Annotated in this window: 17 protein-coding genes; 14 read left to right on the top strand and 3 right to left on the bottom strand. The window is 64.8% G+C overall.

Translation table 11 applies throughout. From position 1 onward, the window contains the following. Positions 1 to 58: 58 nt before the first annotated feature. Positions 59 to 2227, top strand: coding sequence for a 5-methyltetrahydropteroyltriglutamate--homocysteine S-methyltransferase (gene metE / locus NZ993_07730; protein ID MCS7155680.1), 2169 nt, complete (start codon positions 59 to 61; stop codon positions 2225 to 2227). On the opposite strand, the gene NZ993_07725 is transcribed toward metE, so the two are convergent. Continuing rightward, on the bottom strand, positions 2159 to 2794 hold the full coding sequence (locus NZ993_07725; protein MCS7155679.1) for an RNA methyltransferase: 636 nt from the start codon (positions 2792 to 2794) through the stop codon (positions 2159 to 2161). The genes metE and NZ993_07725 overlap by 69 nt on opposite strands. Before the next feature lie 92 nt (positions 2795 to 2886). Here NZ993_07725 and bshB1 point away from each other — a divergent pair, with 92 nt between their 5' ends. The 13 genes from bshB1 to NZ993_07660 all read left to right on the top strand — a co-directional run bounded on the left by bshB1 (position 2887) and on the right by NZ993_07660 (position 15264). Further along, positions 2887 to 3633 carry a bacillithiol biosynthesis deacetylase BshB1 gene (gene bshB1, locus NZ993_07720; GenBank protein ID MCS7155678.1) on the top strand — a complete coding sequence of 249 codons (747 nt, stop codon included), beginning with the start codon at positions 2887 to 2889 and terminating at the stop codon, positions 3631 to 3633. 44 nt (positions 3634 to 3677) lie between these two features. Beyond that, positions 3678 to 4178 (top strand): HIT domain-containing protein, encoded by a 501-nt coding sequence (locus tag NZ993_07715; GenBank protein MCS7155677.1) that lies wholly within the window; start codon positions 3678 to 3680, stop codon positions 4176 to 4178. Beyond that, complete coding sequence (locus NZ993_07710; protein ID MCS7155676.1) at positions 4175 to 4936, top strand: N-acetyltransferase; 762 nt, start codon at positions 4175 to 4177, stop codon at positions 4934 to 4936. Before NZ993_07715 ends, NZ993_07710 begins: the two co-directional genes overlap by 4 nt. Continuing rightward, the gene (locus tag NZ993_07705) at positions 4933 to 5391 is read left to right on the top strand and encodes a GNAT family N-acetyltransferase (protein MCS7155675.1); all 459 of its coding nucleotides are present in this window, start codon (positions 4933 to 4935) and stop codon (positions 5389 to 5391) included. Before NZ993_07710 ends, NZ993_07705 begins: the two co-directional genes overlap by 4 nt. Beyond that, positions 5363 to 5944 carry a hypothetical protein gene (locus tag NZ993_07700; protein ID MCS7155674.1) on the top strand — a complete coding sequence of 194 codons (582 nt, stop codon included), beginning with the start codon at positions 5363 to 5365 and terminating at the stop codon, positions 5942 to 5944. Before NZ993_07705 ends, NZ993_07700 begins: the two co-directional genes overlap by 29 nt. Further along, positions 5922 to 6935 carry an RluA family pseudouridine synthase gene (locus NZ993_07695; protein ID MCS7155673.1) on the top strand — a complete coding sequence of 338 codons (1014 nt, stop codon included), beginning with the start codon at positions 5922 to 5924 and terminating at the stop codon, positions 6933 to 6935. Before NZ993_07700 ends, NZ993_07695 begins: the two co-directional genes overlap by 23 nt. Then, a complete protein-coding gene (locus tag NZ993_07690; protein ID MCS7155672.1) occupies positions 6913 to 7638 on the top strand; it encodes an NAD-dependent deacylase in 726 nt (241 codons plus the stop codon). Before NZ993_07695 ends, NZ993_07690 begins: the two co-directional genes overlap by 23 nt. After that, positions 7635 to 9053 (top strand): pyruvate kinase, encoded by a 1419-nt coding sequence (pyk, locus tag NZ993_07685; protein MCS7155671.1) that lies wholly within the window; start codon positions 7635 to 7637, stop codon positions 9051 to 9053. The genes NZ993_07690 and pyk overlap by 4 nt, the downstream gene beginning before the upstream one ends. Next, positions 9050 to 11785, top strand: a complete 2736-nt coding sequence (locus tag NZ993_07680; GenBank protein MCS7155670.1) for a tetratricopeptide repeat protein — start codon at positions 9050 to 9052, stop codon at positions 11783 to 11785. The genes pyk and NZ993_07680 overlap by 4 nt, the downstream gene beginning before the upstream one ends. Before the next feature lie 65 nt (positions 11786 to 11850). Further along, positions 11851 to 12630 carry a dihydroorotate dehydrogenase electron transfer subunit gene (locus NZ993_07675; protein ID MCS7155669.1) on the top strand — a complete coding sequence of 260 codons (780 nt, stop codon included), beginning with the start codon at positions 11851 to 11853 and terminating at the stop codon, positions 12628 to 12630. Continuing rightward, the gene (locus NZ993_07670) at positions 12614 to 13555 is read left to right on the top strand and encodes a dihydroorotate dehydrogenase (protein ID MCS7155668.1); all 942 of its coding nucleotides are present in this window, start codon (positions 12614 to 12616) and stop codon (positions 13553 to 13555) included. The genes NZ993_07675 and NZ993_07670 overlap by 17 nt, the downstream gene beginning before the upstream one ends. Positions 13556 to 13565: 10 nt before the next feature. Then, positions 13566 to 14465, top strand: coding sequence for a M28 family metallopeptidase (locus tag NZ993_07665; protein ID MCS7155667.1), 900 nt, complete (start codon positions 13566 to 13568; stop codon positions 14463 to 14465). Between the two features lie 205 nt (positions 14466 to 14670). Continuing rightward, entirely contained in the window at positions 14671 to 15264 is a 594-nt protein-coding gene (locus tag NZ993_07660) for a hypothetical protein (protein ID MCS7155666.1), read from the top strand. 1 nt (position 15265) lies between these two features. On the opposite strand, the gene NZ993_07655 is transcribed toward NZ993_07660, so the two are convergent. Together NZ993_07655 and NZ993_07650 are read right to left on the bottom strand one after the other, a co-directional pair. Next, positions 15266 to 17023, bottom strand: coding sequence for an AAA family ATPase (locus tag NZ993_07655; protein ID MCS7155665.1), 1758 nt, complete (start codon positions 17021 to 17023; stop codon positions 15266 to 15268). A 36-nt stretch (positions 17024 to 17059) separates the two neighbouring features. Further along, the gene (locus tag NZ993_07650) at positions 17060 to 18559 is read right to left on the bottom strand and encodes a TrkH family potassium uptake protein (protein MCS7155664.1); all 1500 of its coding nucleotides are present in this window, start codon (positions 18557 to 18559) and stop codon (positions 17060 to 17062) included. Between the last annotated feature and the right edge of the window lie 49 nt (positions 18560 to 18608).

Genomic DNA, 18608 nt, shown 5'->3' with positions numbered 1-18608 from the left:
TTTATTTTGATCTGCGAGAGGGTTATAGCGTCCGATTCGCCTTTATAAGGAGGGGGATATGTTCAAAACGCTGGCCTATGGCCTTCCCCGGTTGGGCCCAAGCCGGGAGTACAAGGAGCTCTTAGAGGGCTACTGGGCGGGAAAGATCTCCGAGGCGGACTTCTGGAGGGGGCTTGAGACTCTAGAGGAACTGCGGCTGGCCACCTACCGCCGGTACGTGGATCGCTATCCGGTGGGAGAGATGAGCCTGTATGATCCCCTGCTGGATGTGGCCATCATGGTGGGGATCTACCCCATAGACCCCGAAGATCCTGAGGCCTACTACGCCCTGGCGCGCGGCAAAGGCGCGCTGCCCCTAAGGAAATGGTTTGGGACGAACTACCATTACTTGGCCCCGGCGCTTCCGGAGAAACCCGACTACCGCCCTCACTGGAACAAGCCCCTTGCGGCTTACCGGAGCCACCCCGAAGGGCTGCCCCTGCTGCTTGGACCTTACACCCTGCTGCGCTTAGCCCAAAACCCTCCCCCGGAGCAAAGGCGCGCCGAACACCTGGGGGCGCTGGGGGAGGTGTACGCCGTCTTTTTGGCCGAGCTCAAGCAGGCCGGAGCCCCCTTAGCCCTTTTGGAGGAGCCCGCCTTGGGTTTGGACGAAGCGGCTGAGGATGCGCCCTTGCTAAGGGGGCTTTATGCACGCATGCTTTCGGCGCTGCCGCTTGTGCTCCTTTGCCCCTACCTGTTTCCGGAGCCCCGGGTGCGAGGGGTGCTCTATGGTCTGCCCTGGGCTGGCGTAAGCCTAGACCTCAAGGAACAGGCGATTTGGGCCGAGCTTTCCCAAGCGCCCGGCGTGCTCGTCTTGGGCGTGGTGGAGGGCCAAGAGGTCTGGCGCACCCCCTTGCCGGAGCTAGCCGATCGCTTGCAGGGGGCTCTGGGGGAAACGGGTCGCGAACTGTGGCTAGCCCCACGCGCCCCGTTATACCACCTGCCCTGGCGGGTTGAGACCCCGCCTCCGGGCCTGGAGGGGAAACTGGCCTTCGCCGAGGAGCGGCTGCGTGAGCTGGCCCTACTAAGCCGCATGCTCAGTCAAGAAGAGGCGGCCTGGCGGGAGGCTGAGCGCTGGCGACCCCGTCAGGAGCCGACGCGGTTTTCTGATCCGGACTCCCCGCCTAGGCCCCGGCCCCCTCTTGAAGTGCGACGCCAGGCGCAGCAGGACCTAGGGCTGCCGCTTTTGCCCACCACCACCATCGGAAGCTTTCCGCAGACCCAAGAGCTGCGCGCTCTTCGGGCTAGGCTCCGAGAGGGCAAGCTCGCCTCTGCGGCCTACTGGGAAGCCATAAGGCAGGCCATCTGGCGCGTGATCCGCTTTCAAGAGGAAGTCGGCCTGGACGTGCTGGTGCATGGGGAGCCGGAGCGCAGCGACATGGTGGAGTTCTTCGCCGAGCGGCTAGAGGGCTTTCACCTCAACCCCGGAGGCTGGGTTCTGTCCTACGGAAGCCGCGTGTACCGGCCCCCGATCCTGTCGGGTCCGGCGCGGCGCACAAGACCCCTGATCCTGGAGGAACTGCGCTACGCCCAAAGCCTCACCCACAAGCCCGTGAAGGCTATTCTGACGGGACCTATTACGTTGGCGGCTTGGAGTTACCTACCTGAAGGGGCAAGCTTCGCTCAAGTCGTGCTGAACCTCGCCGAAGCCCTCTCAGAAGAGGTGCGGGCCATAGAGGAGGCGGGTTTTCGGTTTTTGCAGATCGACGAACCGGCCCTGCTCGAGAAGCTTCCCCTTCGGGCCTCGGATCGTCCGGCATATCTGGAGCTGGTCCGAGAGGCCTTCCGGCGCGCTGTTCCTGTGGGGCCCCGGGTGCAAGTGCACGTGCACCTTTGCTACTCCGATTACGCGGTGCTGAGGCCCTTTCTTGAGGCCATGGATCCCGATGTGGTCAGCATCGAGGCCTCTCGCCAGGAGCCGCGTTTTCTTGAGGCCCTAAAAGGCCTGGGGCTCTCCGTAGGTCCCGGAGCCTTCGATGTGCACTCGCCCCAGGAGGTGAGCCCAGAAGAGGTAACGAGGCGCCTAGAGGCATATTTAAGGTACATTACCCCGGAACGGCTCTGGGTCAACCCTGACTGCGGTCTGAAGACCCGCACTTGGCAGGAAGTGGAGCGCAATCTATGGGCCATGGTGCAGGCCGCAAGGGTCCTGCGAGAGCGCCTCACGGCCGCGGAAGCGCCCCAGTAGATGTTCCTGCTCGGGCGTATACCCGCTGGGTAGGCCGCAGGCCTCTCGGTACAGATGCACCAGGGTGAAAAGGACCACCCCGGCGGCAACAGAGACGTTCAGGGAGTGCTTGATCCCGTACTGAGGGATCTCGAGGGCGAAATCGCATCGCTGCAGGGCCGCATCCGAAACGCCCGTAAGCTCGTTGCCTACCACGAGCGCCAAGGGGAATTCCTCTGGGCGCACGGCGTGGTAGGGGCGGCTACAGTCGGTTAGCTCCAGGGCTGCGATCCGATAGCCGGCCGCTCGCAGGCGCTCCAGCACGGCTAGCGTGTCCGGATCGTGCTCCCACGGCACAGAGGCCTCGGCTCCTAGGGCGGTTTTGCGCACCTCAGCCCGTTCAGGCGTGCCCGTAAAGCCCGTTAGGTAAACTTTCTCGATGCGCGCCCCGTCGGCGGTGCGGAAAAAAGAGCCCACGTTGTGCAGGCTTCGGATGTTCTCCGCCACGAGCACGATCGGATGCCGGGGAAGCCGAGGGAGCTCCTCTAGGCTGGGGCGCCGGATTTCATGCGGCAAGAGCTTGCGCATATCGCAAAAATAGACCGGACTCCCCGAGTTCGCTAACGGCTGGACCCATAAGGCGCGAGCTCGTAACTTCGTCCCGTTTTTCGGAGATCCCGATGCAGCTAGATGTATTGGCCTTCGCTGCGCACCCGGACGACGCAGAGCTCTCCTGCGGCGGCACGCTTCTTAAGCTTGCTCGGGCCGGTTATCGGACCGGGATTGTAGATCTCACGCGCGGGGAGCTGGGTACGCGCGGCACGCCTGAAATACGCGCCCAGGAAGCCGAGGCGGCCGCGCGCATACTGGGCTTAAGCATACGCGAAAACCTAGGCCTTCCAGACGGCCACATCCCCCTAAACGAAGCGGCGCGGTTGGCCGTGATCCGGGTGCTGCGCCGCTATCGACCGCATCTGATCCTGGTAAACGCGCCCACGGATCGGCATCCGGATCACGAACATGCCGCCCGTCTGGTCGTGGAGGCCTCCTTTTACGCCGGCCTGCGTCGAATCCAAACGCTGGAGGCCGATGGCACCCCGCAGGAGCCCTGGCGGCCTCATCACATCCTGCATTACCTACAGCACGATGATCTGCGGCCGCACTTCGTAGTGGACATATCGGATGTGATCGAGGAACGCTTACAGGCCGTGCGGGCCTACCGGTCTCAGCTTTTCAGCCCCGATTACGCCGGGGACGACCCGCCGACGTTACTCTCTACGGATCGCTTCTGGGAGGGGCTCATCGGTCGGCTGCGGCACTTCGGCCTGCTCATCGGAGCCGCCTACGCCGAGGGCTTTCGTTATCACAAGTGGCCGCTGCCCGTAGACGATCTCATGCAGGTTCTTCATGCGCGGCCGCCGCGCTGAGGCCCTGTTGCGTATCTTTGAACGCCCACCACACCTTGGTCCCTATGGAGCGGCTCTTTTCCCCCTGGCGCTCTCGGTACATCGCCTCTTTCAAGGAGGGATCCGGGTCTCGGGATTGCATTTTCTGCGAGGCTCCTCAGAGGCCCGACAGCCCCGAGAACTTGATCGTCTGGCGGGGCGAACGCGTTTTCCTTGTGCTGAACTTGTACCCGTACAACAGCGGCCATCTGATGGCCGTGCCCTTCCGGCATGTGGACTCGCTGCTGCGGCTTGAGGAGGCCGAACTGCTGGAGCTCTGGTGTGCTGCGCGCTTGGCCATCCGGGCCCTCGATGCGCTTATGCAGCCCCACGGCTATAATGTGGGCATGAACCTGGGCCGCGTGGCGGGGGCCGGGATCGAGGATCACGTGCACCTGCATGTGGTGCCCCGCTGGCACGGGGACACGAATTTCATGCCCGTGCTCGGGGAGGTGAAGGTTATCTCCGAGGCGTTGGAGGAGACATGGAAGAAGCTACGCGAGATACTGCCGCATCTGCATCCATGAGGGCGACATGCTGGATCGATCCCACGGCCGAGATCGGTCCAGGCACGGAGCTGGGCGCTTTTGTCGTGATCGGGGCGGGGGTGCGCATCGGGCGCAACTGCCGAATCGGGCATCATGTGGTGGTGCACGCCGGTGTGCGCATCGGGGATGGGGTGCGCATAGACGAGCACGCCGTGATCGGCAAGCAGCCCATGCGGGCCGCGCGCAGCGCCGTCACGCGGGCCGAAGAGCAGCCGCCGGCGGAGATCGGCGACGGATGCCTGATCGGGGCGCACGCCATCATATATGCGGGGGCGCGCCTGGAGGCCGGCGTCATGGTGGCGGACCTGGCCACGGTGCGGGAGCGTGTTCAGGTGGGCGCGGGCACGATCATCGGCCGGGGGGTGGCGGTGGAGAACGACTGCCTCATAGGCCGTTATTGCAAACTAGAAACAAACGCCTACATAACGGCCTACTCGCGGCTGGAGGATTTTGTGTTCGTCGCCCCCTGTGTAGCCACAAGCAACGATCCCTTTGCGGGCCGCACGGCGGAGCGCTTTCGGCGTTTTCGCGGCGTGACCGTGCGTCGAGGCGGGCGCATTGGGGTGCATGCGACGATCCTGCCGGGCATAGAAATCGGGGAGGACGCGCTGGTAGGCGCCGGTGCTGTGCTGACGCGGCATGCGCAACCGGGTCTCATTTACAAGGGTGTTCCGGCGCGTCCTGCTGGGCCGGTACCACAGGAACAGCGGCTGGAGAACCAGGGTTGGACGGAATGAGCTCGTTTCGGGTGCATGTGGCCTCTTGGGAGGACGCGGAGGCGATCGTCGCTTTCAACCTGGCCCTGGCCTGGGAGTCTGAGGGCCTGACCCTGGATCCCGAGCGGGTGCGGGCCGGCGTGGAGGCTGTGCTGCGGGACTCTCAAAAAGGCCGTTATTGGATAGCAAAAAACGGATCGACTCCTGTAGGGCAGCTGCTTATCACCAGGGAGTGGAGCGATTGGCGGGCCCGATATTTTTGGTGGGTGCAGAGCGTCTACGTTGCGCCCTCATGGCGAGGTCGTGGGGTTTTTCGCGCCCTTTTGCGGGAAGTGCAGGCCGCAGCCCGCGCCTCTAGTGACGTTTGCGGCTTGCGTCTGTACGTGCACCAAGAAAATCGGATGGCCATGGCCGTATACGAACGGACCGGCTTTCGTCGAGCGGCGTATGCGATCTACGAGCGCGATTGCGCTTAGCTTGCTTCTGCTGAGCCTGGGCTGCGGCCGTCTGGAGCGCGATCGTCCGGCCTCGGATGTGGAGCGCTTTGTGCTGCGGCGCGACTCCGTGCTCGTTGTGGGCCGCGACGCCTTAGAGGTCTGGCTTCCGGCCGGTTGGCGCGGGGAGCGGCGCTGGTATGAGCTCCGGGCCCGAGCCCCGGGGGTGCCGATGAGCTACAACAACGTGGTCGTCCGCGCCGCCCCCTATGATCCGGTTCGGGATACGCTTTCGCTTGAGCTATTGCGCCGGCGCCTGATCAAGCAGACGGCCACGGCCCCCAATACGGAGGTGCACGAAGAGCGCCGCACCCAGATAGCGGGTCTAGAAGCGCACGAAATCGAGGGTCACGTGCTCGTGCCGGGCACGCAGCAGGTGTTGCACGCTGTGCAGGCGGCCCTGCTTACGCCAAACCATCACGTGGTCTCCGTAACGCTTGCCGCTCCAGACTCGCTCTGGGACCTCCTGAAGCCGGAACTAGAACGCATCCGCGCCCGAATGCGCCTTCGCCATGCTGCGGCCTCCGATGGCTGAAGTGCGTCGTGTCGTCCTCGAGGTTCCCGCTGGCTATCGGGAGCGGGAACGGCTTGATCTCTACATCGCGCGGCGCCTGGAGCACGCCACGCGCTCCCGGGTGCAGGCCGCCATAGCGGCGGGCCTGGTGCGGGTCTCAGGCGAGCTCGCCACGAGGGCGGGCTATCGCGTGCGGGCTGGCGACCGGATCGAGGTCATGATCCCCAAGCCCCCGCCTCCGGAGGTGCGGCCTGAGCCCATGGAGCTAGATATCCGTTATGAGGACGCCTACCTGTTGGTGCTCAATAAACCCCCCGGCGTGGTCGTGCACCCGGCCTTTGGGCACTGGAGCGGCACGCTCGTAAACGGGCTGCTTGCCCACGTAGGCCGGCTTTCGGGGCTGAACGATCCCGTGCTCCGGCCCGGTATCGTGCACCGACTTGACAAGGACACCTCCGGACTGCTCTTGGTGGCCAAGGACGAAGGCACACACGCGAACCTAGCCCGGCAGTTTCAGCTTCGAACTTTGGAGCGCCGCTATTGGGCGCTGGTCTGGGGGCATCCGGAGCCGGAGGGCGAGATCTCGGCCCCCATTGGTCGAGATCCGCGCGACCGCAAGCGCATGGCCGTTCTGGCTTCGGGCAAGCCGGCTGTGACGCGCTACCGGGTCTTGGAGCGCTACGAGGCGCTCTCTCTGCTTGAGCTGCGCCTGCTTACGGGTCGCACGCACCAAATACGGGTGCATTGCGCCTGGCTGGGGCATCCCGTCTTCGGGGATCCGGTCTACGGGGGGCGGACCCTGCGCTACGGGGCTGAGCGCGCCGGCCGGCGAGCTGCGTATCAGGCGCTTCTGGAACGCCTGCCCCGACAGGCCCTGCACGCCCGCACGCTGGGGTTTCGGCACCCCGTAACGGGGCAATGGCTCCAGTTTGCGGCCGATCCCCCTGAGGACATGGCCGAGGTGATGGAACTGCTGCGCCGCATGAGCCATGTACCATCCGAAGACCATTGAACGACTGCGGCGCGCCCGCTCAGTGGCCGTGCTAACCGGAGCGGGCATATCCGCGGAGAGCGGAATTCCGACTTTTCGCAGCCCAGAGGGCCTCTGGGCCCGGTTCAAGCCCGAAGAGCTGGCCAACGTAAAGGCCTTCCTGCGCAACCCCGAGCTTGTCTGGTCTTGGTACGAACACCGGCGTCGGGTGGCGCGGGAGGCCCAGCCGAACGCCGCCCATCTGGCCCTTGTTGCGCTGGAGGAGCGCTATCCGGATTTTACGCTCATCACGCAGAACGTCGACAACCTGCACCGGCGCGCCGGCAGCCGCAACGTGGTGGAGCTGCACGGCAACATAGAACGCAACCGTTGCGTCGCCTGCCAGCGGCCCTGGGTCGAACCCGATACAGAGCTCAAAGAGCCGCCCCGTTGCGCGCACTGCGGGGAGCTTGTTCGGCCCGATGTGGTCTGGTTTGGCGAACCTCTGCCGGAAGAGGCCTGGATGCGGGCCGAGGCCGCCGCCCGACGCGCTGAGGTCTTTTTGGTGATCGGCACCTCCGCCGTTGTTTATCCGGCGGCCTGGCTTCCGGAGATCGCCTGGGAATCGGGCGCCTATACGGTCGAGATCAACCTCGAGCCCACCGCTCTTTCCGATCGGGTTCACGATTCCGTCCGGGAGCGCGCCACTGCGGCTCTCGTGCGCCTGCTGGAGTTACTGGGATGATGCGGCATACGAAGATCATCTGCACCCTGGGGCCGGCTACACAGAGCCCGGAGCGGATTCGGGCCCTACTAGAGGCCGGTATGGACGTGGCCCGGCTCAACGCCGCGCACGGCACGCACGAGGATCAAGCCCGGCTGATCGCCTATGTGCGTCAGGCTGGGCGCGAGCTCTCTCGTACGGTGCCGATTCTGTACGATCTACAGGGTCCGAAGATCCGCATCGGCCCCGTAGAGGGTGATGCCGTAGAACTACGCGCCGGTCAGCAGGTGCTGATCAGCACCGAACCTCTGCCGAGCACCAGCTGGCGGCTGAGCACGAACTACGCGCACTTGCCGGAGGACGTGCGGCCCGGGGACCGGATTCTGTTAGATGATGGCCTGATGGAGCTGCGGGTGCTGGAGACGCGTCCGCGGGAGGTTTTAGCGGTTGTGGAGGTTGGGGGGCTGCTGCGTTCCCGAAAGGGGATGAACCTGCCTCGCGTGCCGGTGCGGCTGCCGGCGCTCACGAGCAAGGACCGAGAGGATCTGCGTTTTGCGTTGGCGCAGGGGGTGGAGTGGATAGCCCTTTCCTTTGTGCGGACTGCGGAGGATGTGCGCACGCTGCGGCGCGAGATCGCGGCCCTGGGGGGTCGGGCGGGCGTGGTGGCGAAGATCGAGAAGCCTGAAGCGGTGGAGGCCCTGGAGGAAATCCTGGAGGTGGCCGATGCCGTGATGGTGGCGCGGGGGGATTTGGGGATTGAGGCGTCACCCGATCAGATTCCGCTGTTGCAGAAGGATATTATCCGCAAAAGCCTGCAACGGGCTCGGCCCATCATCACGGCCACGCAGATGTTGGAATCCATGGTCGAAAACCCTCGACCCACGCGGGCTGAGGCCACCGATGTAGCCAACGCTGTGCTGGACGGTACAGACGCTGTGATGCTCTCGGCCGAAACGGCGATGGGGCGTCATCCCGTAGAGGCGGTGCGCGTGATGGCGCGCATTATTGAGGCCACAGAGGCGCGACCGGATCTCTTCCCACCGCACCCATTTACCCCAGCCCGCACTGCGGAGGAGGCTGTAACAGAGGCCATCAGCTACACGGCCTGCGAGCTGGCTCGACAAGTTGGGGCGCGTGCGATTGCCTGCTTGACATTTTCGGGGCAGACGGCCCGCGTGATCGCCAAGTACCGCCCCTGGGTGCCGATCGTGGCCTTTACGGACGATCCCCATGTAGCGGCCCTGCTGCATCTGGTTCGGGGCACAATCGGCGTGCCCATCCCTTTTCAGGCGCACACGGATGCCGTCATCGACCGGGTCCGAGAGGAATTGCTGCGCCGCGGCTGGGCCAAGCCCGGTGATCGCGTGGTGATCACGGCCGGCATGCCGCTTCCGGCCAAAGGCCGAACCAATATGGTGCAGGTGGCCACGCTGTGAGAACCATCGCCACCATAGCGCTGGGCGCCGTCTTGCTTGCCGGTTGCAGCGCGCTCCGACCTCGGGCCGCGCAGACGTGGGTGGACTTCACGGCCTACTTCAACACCTTCTACAACGCTCGGGCGGCTTTCTCGAAAGCCGAAAGGCAGCAGAGGACGGAACACGGGCAGCCGACTCTGCATGAATGGCTGTGGGTCTATACCCTCACACCGGAGGCGCCTGAGGTTCCCGCAGCAGGACCTTCGAGAGGGGCCAGCCCCTCCGACCCATGGAGCACGGCCATCGAAAAGGCCGCCGCCGTGATTCGGGATCGGCCCCGGAGCCGGTTCGTTGACGACGCCCTGCTCTTAATCGGACGGGCCCACTTTTACCAAGCCCAATATGGGCTGGCCGAGCAGAGATTTCGCGAGCTTCTGGAGCACTTCCCTGAAAGCCCCTTCCGCCAGGAGGCGTTCTTCTGGCGGGCCCGGACTCTGGTGGCCATGGGACGCTTACAGGAGGCGCGCGTCTCCTTGGAGGAAGAGCTTAGGCGCCTGGACAGCCGCGCCTCCTCAGCGCAGCCCCGGCTTCGGGTGTTGCTGGGCGAGATCTACTTGCGAGAAGATCGTCTTGAGGAAGCCTTCCAGCACCTCGAGGAAGCCGCAGGTGCCCTAAAATCGGCTCGGGAGCGAGCTCGTGCTAGGCTGCTATGCGGGCAAGTGGGCCTTAGACTGGGCCGCAACCGGGAGGCCGATCGGGCTTTTGAGGCGGTTGTCCGTTCCGGAGTGGATTTCATCTTGATACGCACAGCCGCCCTCGGCCGGGTTGAGGCGCTTCGGCGCTCCGGCGCTCCCGTCGAGGCGCTTCGGCTGTTAGACCGAATGCGGGCCGACGCCAAGTACCTAGAAACCCTGGCTGAGCTCGACTTCGAGCGCGCCTACACCCTGGAACAGATGGGTCGGCCGCAAGAGGCCTTGAGTATCTATCGAGATATGCTGCGCGGAGCGGCGCGCTATAGCCGCGGGCAGGCTAGCTGGATGCGGGTTCGTCCCAAGGTCTACTGGCGGCTCGCGATCTTATACCGGGACGTTTACCGTCAATGGGCCCTGGCTAAGGCCTACGCCGACAGCGCCCGCCTGGGGGCGGACCCACGCTGGGCCGAACAGGTGGGGCTGGAACGGGAGCAGGCCCGGCTTTCCGCCTACGTGCAGCTGCGCCGGGATCTGGAGCGCTCCGATAGCCTGCTCAAGGTGGCGGCCCTGCCTCGCAGGGCCTTCGATTCCCTGCTTGAGGTCCTGCGAGCGCGCAAACTGGCCGATCTCAGAGCGGAGCGCCTTCGCGCGCAGGCCGAAAGGCGTCGCGAGGCCTTCTCGATGGCAAGCCCAGATCCCCCGGCTTGGAGGCGCTCAGGGGCGGTTACGGGGGCCGGACAGGAAAGCGCTCTGGCGGCCGGTTTTCTGTTTCACAAAGATCCGGCGCTGGTGCGCGCAGGCCGCGAGGCGTTTCGGGCGCGTTGGGGCGATCGGCCGTATGCGCCGAACTGGCGAAGACGAGCCGTACTCTTGGCCTCGGCTTCGCCCAATCTAGCCGACGAGATCGGCTCCCGTGGCCTCCAGGACGATGATCTAGAAAGCCTAGTGCGCATCGACACCACAGAGGTGCCCCGGGACTCGGCCTCGTGGGCTCGGCTTCGCCTGCGTCGCGCGCAGAGCATCTACGAACTCGGCAACCTGTTTTGGTTCGCCTTCGGGCTTGCGGATTCGGCCCGTCTTTACTACGAGCGCGTTCTACAGGAGAACCCCGAAAAGAGGCTGGCAGATCAGGCCCGCTTCGCGCTCGCCGAGCTGCATCTGGCCAGAGGGGACAGCTTGAGCGCGCGCCCACACTACGCGCAGCTGGCCTCAGGAAGCGGGCCTCTGGCCGTGCGAGCCCGGCTGCGGCTGGGCATGCGGGAGCCCCTTCAAGAGCCCGATCCGGAAAGGGCGCGCGCCTTCTACGAGCAAGCCCTTTCGCTGTGGAGCGCAGGCAGGTTTGGGCGCAGCATAGAGGCGTTTTTGGAAGTAGTAGATCGGTATCCGGACTCCGAATACGCGCCGCGCGCGCTTTGGGCCGCCGCCCATGCCCTGCGCGACTCCGCCCTCGCCAGGGGCGAAAAGCGTGTAGAGGCCTTTGCGCTCGTCATGCGCCATCCCATGCTAGAGCGCGAACGGCTGCGCCGAGTGCGCAGGGCCTTTCAGGCCGACTCCCTTCTGTGGAGGCAGAAGCTCGATTCCCTGCGCGCCATGTTGAGCCTCTGGGAGGCTGCCCCGGACTCGGAGTGGACGGACTCCCTGCGCCGGGCCCGAGAGCAGATGAAGAGCCAAGCGGCGAGCCTGGAGGCTCTGCTGCGCAAATCGGCGCTCGATTCGGCCCGTCCAGAGGGGCCCGATACGCTCACCATGAGCGCGCTTCTTGGCCTGATCCTGGAGCGGTATCCGAACGCGCCCCTGGCCGAGCGGGCCCGCAGGGCGCTGGAGGCGCTGGCTGTGGAAGCCTCGTCCCCTGAGGCCGGAGTCCGTCCTGCGCGGTCGGTCATGCGGACACAACCGGCCGATCGAGCCTCCTTGCCGGCTCCTAGCGGCCGTCCAACCGTTCCGGATAGTCTGCTTTTAGACGATGCGCCTCGTCGTCTTCGATCCCCCACCCCGCGCCTGGAGCCCGACACGGCGCGCGCCAGGCGAGATACATCTCGTTTTCGGCGCCGTGATGCGTAGCCGGTCTTGGTCTGTTGGGCTAAAGCGGCCTATCTTGCGCGTTAAGGCCTTCTGGCGGAGCGTTTATGCGGGACGTATCGGCTCGGCTTTTGGAAAACGAGCGCATAGGCCCCCGGCTTTGTCTGCTGCGCCTTGAAGCCCCTGAAATTGCCGCCCGGGCCCTTCCCGGTCAGTTTGTGGCCGTGCGCGCAGCCGAGGGTTTCTTTCCGCTTCTCAGACGGCCCATGAGCATATGCGCCGTGGAGGACTCATCCCTGCTGCTCTTGGTCAAGGTCGTGGGGGTCGGAACCCGCCTGCTTTACGAGGCCGAGCCCGGAGCGCACCTGCACCTATTGGGCCCCCTGGGGCGACCCTTTGAGGTAGAGGGGGACTTCGAGGTGGCGGTGCTTTTCGGCGGGGGTGTTGGCGTGGCCCCGTTGGTGTTCCTCGAGCGGGAGCTGCGACGCCGAGGTCGTCGGGTGTGCACGCTCCTGGGGGCGCGCACGGCCTCGGAGCTGGTGCTTCGCCATCTTGAGGATCCCTTCGTGGCCACCGAGGACGGCTCTGCGGGCCTTCGGGGCACGGTGCTCGATTTGTGGCGGATCCGGCTGCAAGGTCATATCCGAGGCCGGATGAAGTGGTTCTCCTGCGGACCCTTGGCCATGCTACGCGCCCTAGCTTGGGAAAGCCAAGCCGGGGGCTGGGAACACGAAGTGGCCTTGGAGACGCCCATGGGCTGCGGCTTTGGCGTCTGTCAGGGCTGTGTGGTGCCCCTTCGGGGGCCTAGGCCCCGCTACGGGCTTGCCTGCATGGAGGGGCCCGTTTTCAAGGCCCAGGAGGTGAACTGGGATGCCCTTGGCCTCTGAAGCCGCCCCCGCTGTGCGCACGGAGGTGGACCTGGGCCGCGGGCTGCGGCTCAAAAACCGCGTCCTGGTCGCAAGCGGCACCTTCGCCTACGCCGATACGGTGGGAGAGCTCGTGGACGTGTCTCGGCTGGGCGGGGTCGTCACGAAGGCCATCAGCCTAGAGCCCCGAGAGGGCAATCCGCCTCCTCGGATCGTCGAGGTTCCAGGCGGCTTGCTGAACGCAATTGGGCTGGCGAACGTCGGCGCGCGGGCTTTTGTGCGGGACAAGCTGCCGCGTCTGCGCCAGCTTGATACGGCCATTGTGGTCAACGTGGTGGGCTTTTGTGTGGAGGACTACGTACGGCTTGTGCGCTTTTTGGATGAACATGAGGGCATCGACGCCTATGAGGTCAACCTTTCTTGCCCGAATGTTAAGGAAGGGGGGGCTTGCTTCGCCGACGATCCCATGATGACGCGCCAGGTTGTGCGCGCGCTGCGGCCCGTCACAGACCGGCATCTCATGATCAAGCTCAGCCCCAATGTGGCCCGCATCGGGCAGATAGCGCGCATCTGCGAAGAGGAGGGGGCCGATTCGGTTTCGCTTATCAACACGCTGGTCGGTATGGCCGTCGACGTGCGCACCCGCAGGCCTAAGCTGGCCAACGTAACGGGCGGCTACTCGGGACCCGCCATCAAGCCCGTCGCCCTGGCCAAGGTGTGGGAGGCCTACAGGGCTGTGCGCATCCCGATTATCGGAATCGGGGGCATTATGAGCGCAGAGGACGCGCTTGAGTTTTTACTTGTAGGCGCTCAGGCCGTGCAAGTCGGCACGGGCACCTTTGTGATTCCGGATCTGGCCGTGCGCATCGTCGAGGGCATGGAGGCGTACGCTCGCAGCGAAGGCCTGCGCGATATCGGCGAACTGGTGGGAGCGCTGCGGATCTAGACGATGAGGGATGCGGACTCGGTTGGCCCTGGTGCTGCTGGGCGCGCTGGTCGGATCGGCGGGGGCGCAGGGGCTTCCGTCGGCCTCGGAGGTCGGTCATGAGCTGCTGCGCTACGTGCGGGCCTTAGAGGGCAAAAGCGGTGCCGAGCGCCGGCAGGTGATCCTTTCGTATCTGAAGTCCTGGGCTGTGCCCTATCGGCTGCAGCCTTTCGATACCGTGCTGGCCCGCACCTCCGATACGCTGCGGGGCGTAAACGTGATCGTGTCCATGGGTCCGGCCAAGCGGCCTGCGTGGATCGTGGGTGCCCACTACGACGCCGCGGCTGGATCTCCAGGGGCCAATGACAACGCCACGGGGGTGGCCGTGCTGCTGGGGCTTATCCGGTTTTTCCATGGACGTCCGCTTCAGGAGCCCATAGCGTTTCACTTTTACGACCTCGAGGAGCAAGGCCTGCTGGGTTCGGCCCACTACGTGCGCTCGGCTGAACGCGGTGAGATCCGGGCCATGCTCAACCTCGACGTAGTGGGAGAGGGGGAGGAGATCTACGTGGGACCTGTAGGAGGCGGGGACGACGATTGGATTCTGCCCCGCCTGCGCCGTGCGGTGCAGGGTGAGCTTTTTCCGCTTCGGGAGCGCGCCTTTTATCCTCACTCGGACCACGCCTCCTTTGCTCGGGCCGGCTTGGAGAACCTTTCGCTCTCTATCGTGCCTCGGGGGGATGCCGATCGGCTGGCGGCCTGGGCCCAGGGGCGGCGTTCGGGCGCAAGCCCGCGCGTGCTCAGGCGCCTGCACAGGGCCTCGGATCGCAGCGCGCATCTGCGCTCTGAAGCCCTGGGCACGGCCTGGCGAGTGGTCGCCAAGGCCCTGTGGATGTGGACCACCTCGGCAGGGCGCCCAGATCTCGAATAGAGGAGGTGCCAATATGCCGCTCATGAGCGCGTTATGGTATGCAATACTCGTGTGGAGCGGCGCTTGCTTGCTTGGATGTGCTGGGCCGCGCCCCGATCCGCCATATCCCCCCTCCGAGCCCTCCCCTATCTCGGCTAGCCCATCGGGGGATAGTCTGCAGGAGCCGATCGCATGGCTACGAAGGGCACTGAACACGACAGGAGGCGTGCAGGCTTGGGCCTCGGTGCGAAGTTATCGGCAGGAATTGGAGCTAGAGCGCTCAGCCCAGCCTCAGAACCACGATCTCGTGTTGCTGTGGGTGCGCTATCCAGGCCGTATGCGACTAGAAGTGGCCGTTAGCGGCGACGGCGCTCAAGGCGGCCTCCTGTTTAACGCCGAGGGGCTTTTTCTGCACGGCCCGCAAGGTAGGCAGCGGCTGGATGGCCCCATGGAGCGCGTCGTGCGTTGGCAACTAGCCCGACCTCGCCCCGAGCTGCTCTTGTTGGAGCCCCAAGGCGGCTGGCGTCTGCTCGCAGCTGAGCTGATTCAGCGCGATGGAGGGTTGGTCTATCGCCTGCAAGCTCAGGCTCCGGATGGGGTGGAGTTGGAGCTCCTCTACAGTGCAGCCACCCTCTTGCTAGAGGAGGAATCTTGGCGCGCCTCTGGCTATAGCGTCCGCTATCGATATGCGGATTATCGTCCCGTGGGACCTCTGCGCATCCCGCATCAGGTTGACGTCTATACGCAGGAAGGTCGGGACCGGCTGCGAGTGTTGCTGACGGAGCTAAACCTAGAGCTGCCTGAGGGCCTTTTTTGGTAGCCTATTCGCCGAGCAGCTGTTTTAGCTTCCGCACGCGGCGTAGAAGCGCCTCGCGGTCTGCCTCTCGATATGCCTCGGGCAGCAGGGAGCGTCGGGTGCACTCCAGTACGGCCACGAGCGTCTGTAGTTCGATTTCCAACGGATAGGCGGGCGACAGGAAATCGGCCATTACCTCCTCTAGCAGCGTTTCATCGATCGCCTCCTGCCCCCGGCTGGCCGCCAGAAACTTCGCCCGCACCAGAAGCGCCTCCATATCGGCCCCCGACAAGGCTATGGAGCCGTCGAGCAGCCGCCCGGGGATGCGGCCTACGAAGGTAGCTCCCGTTTTGCGCACCAGCCCCCAGAAGAGCTCCTCGCGTTCTTCGGCGTTTTGGGGATAAAAAAGGGCTAGGTGCTCTTCGGCGCGCCCTTGCCGTTTTAGATCTACGGGCATAAGATCTGGGCGGGCCGTCAGCAAGAACCACAGGATTCGGCCTCGATGCGTCGTGTCGCTCATAAAGGAGGCGATCATCGCAAACACGCGCCGGGAGACGCCGCTATCGCCCTCTTCGCGTCGATCTCCCAGGAAGGCGTCTGCTTCGTCGATGAGCACGGCCACCGGGCTCATGGCCTCCAGCAGGCGCAGAATCTTCTCCAGGTTCCCCTCGGTGACCCCCTGCCATTGGGAGCGGAAGTTGCGCAGCTTGACCATGGGTATGCCGATTTCCCCGGCAAAGCAGCTGATAAGAAAGCTCTTGCCTGTGCCCACAGGACCGGTAATGAGATATCCCATGGGCAGCACATCGCGCCTGCCGGCGCGCAGGGCCTGAGCGGCCTGGCGCAGGAGCTCCTTGACGGCTCTATGGCCGGCTACCATGTCGAGGGTGTAGGGCGTCTCGACGAACTCGAGCAGCCCGTAAGCCTCGGCCTCGATGATCGCTTTTTTGCGCTCGCGCAGGGTCTCCGGGGTGATCGGGCGTCTGTTTTCGATCGCGTCGGCCAATAGTTGGCGGATGTGCTCCAGGCGCAATCCGGCCGTAAGCTCAGCCAGCGCTTCTATCGACAGCCGGGCATAGCGTCTTAGCGACCGAGCGCGCGGAAAACGGCGGATAAAGCGCAGCCTTTCGGCCTCGTCGGGAAAGGGTATGGGGATTGTCGCATGGTGCGGGCTTCGCACAAGGGGGCGCGCCAGGTCCGCTAGGTTCTCCGTAAGCAGGACGAGCGTAAAATCGGCCTCCAGGAAAAGCGGATCGCTTGCCCAACGCTGCAGCAAGACCAGCGTGGCCCGCTCCTCGGGGGAATGCCCGGAGAGCTCGGTGTTGGGCACGAGCGTTTCCGCAAAATCCAGGATGCAAGCGATCCGTTTGCCCTCCCCAAGTCGCAGCCGAAAGTAGTGCTCCAACAGGGGCAGTAGGAGGCCGGGCTCACGAGGCGGCCGTTGGCTGTAAGAGGTGCCGTAGCGAGCGTCGAATCCGGCCAGGGCCCGGCGAAAGTCCAGTTGCTCTTGGCTTGTGCGAAAGCGCACCCCGGAACCCCGGTCGTAGAACAGGACCAGATCGCGGCCTGCGAAAACGTCTTGCGCCAGAAACTCCGCAAGCGGTACGTATGTCCATGAGCGCCCGGTGCGCATCGGCACCAGATCGCGCACATTGCCGTGCAGGATAAAGTGGCCGATCGTTTTGCTGAGGTACCGCTGGGCCATCTCCTGGGCCCATGCCGGATAGTGCGCTAGGGCGTTTTCAATCGAACGGGCGCCGCGAGAGCGGATGTGCGCGCGCATTCTTCTATGGACCTCCGTTGATGCGAAGATGGGCCCCTAAGGGTGCCCGCGCCAAATCTCGGGGCTGAAGAGGGCAAGCAGGGTGAAGATCTCCAGACGACCCAGGTACATGAGGACGATGTAGACCCACTTGGCCGCCTCGGGCAGACTGCCGTAGTTGTCCATCGGGCCCAGCAGCCCAATACCCGGCCCCACGCCGCCCATCGTGGCGATGGCCCCCGAGAGTGCGCTCATGATGTCCACCCCGGTCGCCGTCACCAGGGCCGATCCCAGCAGGACAAAGCCCATGTAGACGCCCACGTAGGCCACCATGCGCTGCACGACGGGCTCCGGGATGACCTCCGCACCGATGCGGATCGGAAGCACGGCCCGTGGAAAAAGGAACTGGCGGACCTCCCGTACGACGTATTTCACGAGCACCAGGATGCGGATGTTTTTGATCGCGCCGGCTGTGGAGCCCGCGCAGCCGCCCATGAGCATAAGCAACAGCATCCACCACTGCGGAAACGCCCCCCAGGTTTCGTAGTCGGCGGAAGCGAACCCCGTGGTGGAGTGCAAAGAGACGACCTGGAAAACCCCATAGCGCAGGGCCTGCGGCCAGGAGCCGTAAACCCCGCTCCCCACCAAGTAGGCGCTCACAAGCAGCGTAGAGATCAGGGTGCTCAGCGCGTAGAAGGCTACATCGCGGCTGCGGCGCACCAGGTCCCACCGTCCGCGGTAGATCCAGTAGAAGAACCCGAAGTTGCAGCTGGCCAGGAACATAAACAGGGCCGTGATGAGCTCCAGATAAGCGCTCTCGAAGGCCGCATAAGAGGTGTTGCGAGTCGAGAATCCGCCGGTGGCGATCGCGGCAAAGCTATGCGTGATGGCCTCAAACCAGCTCATGCCGCCCAGGCGCAGCAACAAGGCCAGGCTGACGGTCAACAAGGCGTAAATCGACCACAGAATTAGGCCGGTCTGATGCATACGAGGGGCGAGTTTCTCCTGGCCCACCTGGCTGGCCTCGAGTTGATACAAGGCCAGCCCCCCGATGCCCAGGGCGGGCAGCACCAGCAGCACCAAAAGCACGATCCCCAGACCGCCCAACCAGTGCGTAAGAGCGCGCCACAGCAGCAGGCTCGCAGGCAGGGACTCAACGGAGGCGATCACGCTGGATCCGGTGGTGGTAAAGCCCGAGACCGCCTCAAAGTAGGCGTCCGTCCACGTGGGCACAACTCCCGCCATCCGGTATGGCAGGCCGCCCAGCATGGGCACAAGCAGCCAGCCCAACGCGGCGATCAGCGTTGCTTCCCGCGGGCCGAGTGCCGTGGGCACCAAAAGCAGGCCCTCGGCATTCGCGCCAAGCGGCGATCGTCGCCTCCGAAGGCCCCAGGCGTACAGAAAAGCGCCGCAGAGCGCGCCCACGGCCGCGGCCCTGAGCAGAGGGGAGGCGCCGGCATCGTCCCAAGCCAGGCCGAGCAGACCACAGATCCCCATCGCGGCCGCATCGAAAAACAGCAGCGCGCCTAGCGTCCGCAGGATGCGCGACAGGTCCATATTCGGGAGAAGGCCCCTCAAAAGTAGAGGACGGAGGTGGGCTTATCAA

Source organism: Bacteroidota bacterium (assembly GCA_025059945.1).
In the GTDB taxonomy this organism is placed as follows: Bacteria; Bacteroidota; Rhodothermia; order JANXDC01; family JANXDC01; genus JANXDC01.
This window is presented reverse-complemented; position numbering and strand designations above follow the sequence as displayed.

Coding starts and splice junctions, on each gene's coding strand:
- metE (MCS7155680.1), top strand. CDS start 59: ATGTTCAAAACGCTGGCCTATGGCCTTCCCCGGTTGGGCCCAAGCCGG.
- NZ993_07725 (MCS7155679.1), bottom strand. CDS start 2,794: ATGCGCAAGCTCTTGCCGCATGAAATCCGGCGCCCCAGCCTAGAGGAG.
- bshB1 (MCS7155678.1), top strand. CDS start 2,887: ATGCAGCTAGATGTATTGGCCTTCGCTGCGCACCCGGACGACGCAGAG.
- NZ993_07715 (MCS7155677.1), top strand. CDS start 3,678: ATGGAGCGGCTCTTTTCCCCCTGGCGCTCTCGGTACATCGCCTCTTTC.
- NZ993_07710 (MCS7155676.1), top strand. CDS start 4,175: ATGAGGGCGACATGCTGGATCGATCCCACGGCCGAGATCGGTCCAGGC.
- NZ993_07705 (MCS7155675.1), top strand. CDS start 4,933: ATGAGCTCGTTTCGGGTGCATGTGGCCTCTTGGGAGGACGCGGAGGCG.
- NZ993_07700 (MCS7155674.1), top strand. CDS start 5,363: ATGCGATCTACGAGCGCGATTGCGCTTAGCTTGCTTCTGCTGAGCCTG.
- NZ993_07695 (MCS7155673.1), top strand. CDS start 5,922: ATGCTGCGGCCTCCGATGGCTGAAGTGCGTCGTGTCGTCCTCGAGGTT.
- NZ993_07690 (MCS7155672.1), top strand. CDS start 6,913: ATGTACCATCCGAAGACCATTGAACGACTGCGGCGCGCCCGCTCAGTG.
- pyk (MCS7155671.1), top strand. CDS start 7,635: ATGATGCGGCATACGAAGATCATCTGCACCCTGGGGCCGGCTACACAG.
- NZ993_07675 (MCS7155669.1), top strand. CDS start 11,851: ATGCGGGACGTATCGGCTCGGCTTTTGGAAAACGAGCGCATAGGCCCC.
- NZ993_07670 (MCS7155668.1), top strand. CDS start 12,614: ATGCCCTTGGCCTCTGAAGCCGCCCCCGCTGTGCGCACGGAGGTGGAC.
- NZ993_07665 (MCS7155667.1), top strand. CDS start 13,566: ATGCGGACTCGGTTGGCCCTGGTGCTGCTGGGCGCGCTGGTCGGATCG.
- NZ993_07655 (MCS7155665.1), bottom strand. CDS start 17,023: ATGCGCGCGCACATCCGCTCTCGCGGCGCCCGTTCGATTGAAAACGCC.
- NZ993_07650 (MCS7155664.1), bottom strand. CDS start 18,559: ATGGACCTGTCGCGCATCCTGCGGACGCTAGGCGCGCTGCTGTTTTTC.